Genomic DNA, 4,946 nt, shown 5'->3' with positions numbered 1-4,946 from the left:
ACTAGCTTGCCGTAGCCAGTGTTGACGTACCGCCAGGGCACCCGGGCGCCTATCCTGCTCGGGTGCCCGAGCGCATCGACGACCTGAGCACGGCCAAGGGGGCGCCGCCGGCCCCGGCCGCGCGGCGTTCCGGCCTACCCGAGGGCTGGCCGGTGCTGGCCCTGTTCGGCGCCTTCCCGGTGTGGTGGGCCCTCGGGCTGTCCTCGGTCATCTGGATCGTCCTGGCCGTGCCCATGCTGGCCTGGCTGCTGGCCAGGGGCCGGGTGCGGGTCCCCAAGGGGTTCGGGCTGTGGCTGGCCTTCCTGTTCTGGATGCTGCTGTCGGCCACCCAGCTGGACGAGGCCCGGCGTTGGTACGCCTTCTCCTACCGGGCCGTGCTCTACCTGTCCATGACGGTGATGTTCGTCTACGTCTACAACCTGCCCCGCTCGGCCGTCCCGGCCCGGCGGATCATCCTGGCCATGACGCTGTTCTGGGCGACGGTGATCTGCTTCGGCTTCGCCGCCCTGGCCTCGCCCAGCTTGCGGCTCACCACCCCGGCGTCGCTGCTGCTGCCCGAGACGCTGGCGGCCAACCCGTTCGCCCAGGACCTGTTCAGCGCCCGCCTGGCCCAGGTCCAGAGCTTCATCGGCTACGCCCTGCCCCGGCCGGCGGCCCCGTTCACCTACACCAACGAGTGGGGCGGGGCGGTGGGGCTGCTCACCCCCATGGCCCTGGCCGGGCTGGGCGTGCTCCGCTCCTACCTGACCCGCAACGCGGTCCGGCTGCTGCTGGTCGCCTCCCTGGTCCCGATCGTCATCTCCGCCAACCGCGGCCTGTGGGTCGGGCTCGGGATGGGCCTGGTGTACGCGGCCGTCCGGGTGGCCCTGCGCGGCAACGCCCGGGCCCTGGTGGCCATCCTGGCCTTCCTGGCCGTGGTCGCCGCCCTGGTCGCCTTCACCCCGCTGGAGCGCTACGTCAGCGACCGCCTGGCCCACCCGCACAGCAACGAGCGCCGCGAGAGCCTCAGCTCCCAGGCCCTGCAGGGCGCGCTGGAGCGGCCGCTGCTCGGCTACGGCGGGCCACGGGAGTCGCCCGACCTGGTCAACGCCCCCGAGATCGGCACCCACGGCCAGCTCTACCTGGTCGTGTTCTCCCAGGGCATCGTCGGCCTGGCCTTCTTCCTGGGCTGGTGGCTTTGGGTCCTGTGGGTGACGCACCGGGGGGCCACCGGGCCGCCCCTGTGGTGCCACGTGATGCTGCTGATCGGGGTCCTCGAGTTCGCCTACTACGACATGATGCCCACCCAGCTGCACCTGATGATGGTGGTGGCGGCCGTGGCCTGGCGGGAGCGGGGGGCCGCTCAAGCCGCCGCCGCCGAACGCCGATCCTTGACCCAGACCCGGGAGAGCCTGCAGACGACATGACCCAAGCCAACGGCGCCACCAAGCTGGCCAGGAGAGCGGCGCGCTGGAGCGCCCAGGCGTACGCACGCCCAACGGCCGGGCTGCGGCTGCTGCCCGACTACCTCATCATCGGCGCCCAGCGGGCCGGCACGACCTCGCTGCACCGCTACCTGATCCAGCATCCCGGGGTCCGGACCACACTGCGCACCAAAGGGGTGCACTTCTTCGACGTCGCCTACGGCCGCGGGATGGGCTGGTACGCCTCGCGCTTCCCGACCCGGCTGACCGCCTGGTGGGTGGCCAGGCGCCACCGGGTCGAGCTGCGCACCGGCGAGGCCAGCCCCTACTACCTGTTCCACCCGCTGGTGCCCGAGCGGGTGGCCGGGCACCTGCCCCAGGTCAAGCTGATCGCCCTGCTGCGCGACCCGGTCGGGCGGGCCTACTCGCACTACCAGCACGAGGTCGCCCGCGGCTTCGAGACGCTGTCGTTCGAGGAGGCGATCGAGGCCGAGCCGGCCCGGCTGGCCGGCGAGGCCGAGCGCATGCTGGCCGAGCCGCTCTACAACAGCTTCGCCCACCAGCACCACTCCTACCTGGCCAGGGGCCGCTACCTCGAGCAGCTGGAGCGGTGGCGGGCCCGGTTCGACGACCGGCAGCTGCTGGTGCTGTCCAGCGAGCGCTTCTTCGCCGAGCCGGAGCGCACCTTCCGCCGGGTGCTCGACTTCCTCGAGCTGCCGGCGTTCACCCCCGACGCCTTCGAGAAGCACAACGGCTACGACTACCGGAAGCTGGGCACCGACGTCCACCGGCGCCTGGCCGACCACTTCCGGGAGCCGAACCAGCGGCTGTACGCGTCGCTCGGCGACGACTTCGGCTGGAGCGCCTAACCCCGATGGAGACCGCCGCTCCCGCGCCGGCCACCGGCGAGGAGACCCGGCAGGACCTGACCACCCTGGCCAGGGGGGGCGCCCTCAACCTGGCCGGCGCCGTGGCCACCGGGCTGCTCCACTTCGTGCTGCTGGTGATCGTCACCAGGGGCCTCGGGGCCGAGGGCACCGGCGCCTTCTACGAGGCGGTGGCCCTGTTCCTCATCCTGTCCAGCGCGGCCGCGCTCGGCTCCGACGTCGGGCTGTCACGGATGGTGCCGCGCTACCGGGCCCTGGGGCGGGTGCGCGACCTGCGCCGCGGCCTGGCCGTCGGCCTCTGGCCGGTGACCGCCGCCGGCTGCCTGCTCGGGCTGCTGGCCTGGTGGTACGCGGCCGAGCTGGCCGACGTGTTCTCCCGCCACGGCCTGGCCGAGACGGCCCAGCTGGCCGGCTTCATCCGCACCTTCGCCCTGTTCGTGCCCGTGGCGGCGCTGTCGCTGGCCGTGTTCGCGGCCACCCGCGGCTTCGCCACCATGCGCCCGACGGTGTACCTGGACAAGATCGTCCGCCCCGCCCTCCAGCCCCTGCTGATGCTGCCGGTGATCCTGGCCGGGGCGGGCAGCACCGTGGTCGCCCTCGCCTACCTCGGCCCGTACCTGCCGGCGCTGGCCGCGGGCCTGGTCTGGATGGGGCTGCTGCTGCGCCGGGCCGAACGCCGCCGCGAGGCCGAGGGCGCTCCGTCGCGGCAGCGGCCCCGGTCGATGGGCCAGCTGTGGGGGGAGTACTGGCGCTTCACCGGCCCCCGCGGGCTGGCCGCGGTCTTCCAGACCACCTCGCTGTGGCTCAACACCCTGCTGATCGGGGCGCTGCGTTCCATCAAGGAAGCCGGGGTGTACGCGGCCAGCTCGCGCTACCTGGCCATGGCGGCCATGGCCGCGGTGGCCATCCGCCAGGTCCTCGCCCCCAAGCTGAGCGAGCTGCTGGCCCGCCGCAGCACCGAGCGGGCCGCGGCCGCCTACCAGACGACCACCAGCTGGATGATCGCCCTCAACTGGCCCGTCTACCTGGCCCTGCTCACCTTCGGCCCGGCCCTGCTCCAGGTGTTCGGCCGCGACTTCGCCGGCGGCGAGGTGGTCCTGGTCGTGCTGGCGGCGACCATGCTGGCCGCCACCGCCGTCGGCCCGGTCGACGTGGTCCTGCTGATGGGCGGCCGCAGCTCCTGGAACCTGGTCAACACGGTGATCTCGCTGGGGGCCAACCTGGCCCTCAACTTCGCCCTCACCCCCCGCTACGGCCTGGCCGGGGCGGCGGTCGCGTTCGCCGCCGGCATCCTGCTCAACAACCTGCTCCCGCTGGTCCAGGTGTGGCGGTCGATGGGCCTGCACCCGTTCGGGCCGGGCACGGGGGTGGCCGCGGCCCTGTCGGCGGTCAGCTTCGGGCTGGTCGGCCTGGTGCTGCGGGCCCTGGCCGGGCCGACCGTGGCCGGGTTCGTGGCCTACGCCGTGGCCGGCTGCGGACTGTATGCGGTCCTGCTGTGGCGCTTCCGCGACCGCCTGGAGTGGGAGGCGCTCAGCGGCATCCTGCGCCGCCGCCGCTCCCGGTCCCTAGTGGAACCGTGATGGGCGGGCGCACGCTGGTGGCGGGGCTGGTCGTGGCCGTGCTCGTCCTTGGCGGGGTGGCGTTCGCCGCCGTCCGCGGGTCGGGCGGGCCAGGCGGCGCCGCCGGCCCGGGCGGGGCCGCCCGGCGGCCGAACGTGCTCGTGCTGGTGACCGACGACGCCCGGGCCGAGACCCTCCAGGCGATGCCCAAGACGCGGCGCTGGCTGGCCGACGGCGGGGTCACCTACTCCCAGGGGTTCGCGACCACGCCCAGCTGCTGCCCGTCGCGGGCGTCGATCCTGAGCGGCCGCTACGTCCACAACCACGGGGTGCTCCGCCAGCGGCTGGGGGAGCGGCTCGACCAGCGGACCACCCTGGCCCGCCACCTCAAGGACGCCGGCTACGGCACGGCCATGGCCGGCAAGTTCCTCAACCGCTGGTCGCTGCGGCGGCCGCCGCCCCACTTCGACCGCTACGCCCAGGCCAACGGCGGCTACTACGACCAGCTGTGGCAGGTCGACGGCACCCTCCGCCGGGTCCCCACCTACTCGACGACCTTCATCGGCGACCAGGCCCTCGCCTACCTGGAGGAGTTCGAGGCCGACGACGACCGCCCCTGGTTCCTCTACCTGGCGCCGTTCGCGCCCCACGACCCGCGCGTGCCCGAGCCCAGCTACGCCGAGGCCACCTTCCCGGAGCTGGACGGGGTCGGCGGCACCGGGGCGGAGGTGGCCGGCGCCCCCGCGTACCTGCGGCAGCGGCCGCCGGCCGACAGCCGGGAGGTGGCCGACCTGCGCACCGGCCAGCTCCGCACCCTGCTGTCGGTCGACGACCTGGTCGACCGGGTCCTGGGCCGGCTCGCCGGCACCGGCGAGCTGGACGACACGCTGGTCTTCTACCTGTCCGACAACGGCTACTCCTGGGGGGAGCACCGCCACGTGGGCAAGTTCGTGCCCTACACCGAGTCCATCAAGGTCCCGTTCCTGGTCCGCTGGCCGGGGCGGCTGCCCGCCGGGACGGTCGACGACCGCCTGGTCGCCACCGTCGACATCGCCCCGACCGTGCTGGACGCGGCCGGGATCGCGCCTGACCCCGGC

Annotated in this window: 4 protein-coding genes; all 4 read left to right on the top strand. The window is 73.8% G+C overall.

Going from position 1 to position 4,946, the window contains the following annotated elements; translation table 11 throughout:
• The first annotated feature begins 62 nt into the window (after positions 1–62).
• A complete protein-coding gene (locus tag VF468_25690; GenBank protein HEX5881680.1) occupies positions 63–1,406 on the top strand; it encodes an O-antigen ligase family protein in 1,344 nt (447 codons plus the stop codon).
• Positions 1,403–2,272, top strand: coding sequence for a sulfotransferase (locus VF468_25685; protein HEX5881679.1), 870 nt, complete (start codon positions 1,403–1,405; stop codon positions 2,270–2,272). The genes VF468_25690 and VF468_25685 overlap by 4 nt, the downstream gene beginning before the upstream one ends.
• A gap of 5 nt (positions 2,273–2,277) precedes the next feature.
• Positions 2,278–3,870 (top strand): polysaccharide biosynthesis C-terminal domain-containing protein, encoded by a 1,593-nt coding sequence (locus VF468_25680; GenBank protein HEX5881678.1) that lies wholly within the window; start codon positions 2,278–2,280, stop codon positions 3,868–3,870.
• Positions 3,870–4,946, top strand: a 1,077-nt coding sequence (locus VF468_25675; GenBank protein HEX5881677.1) for a sulfatase, incomplete at its 3' end; no start/stop codon positions are given. The genes VF468_25680 and VF468_25675, both read left to right, overlap by 1 nt.

The sequence above is a fragment of the Actinomycetota bacterium genome, assembly GCA_036280995.1.
Lineage (GTDB): Bacteria > Actinomycetota > CALGFH01 > CALGFH01 > CALGFH01 > CALGFH01.
The sequence above is the reverse complement of the archived record's forward strand: the minus strand, read 5'-3'. Positions and strand labels throughout refer to the sequence as shown.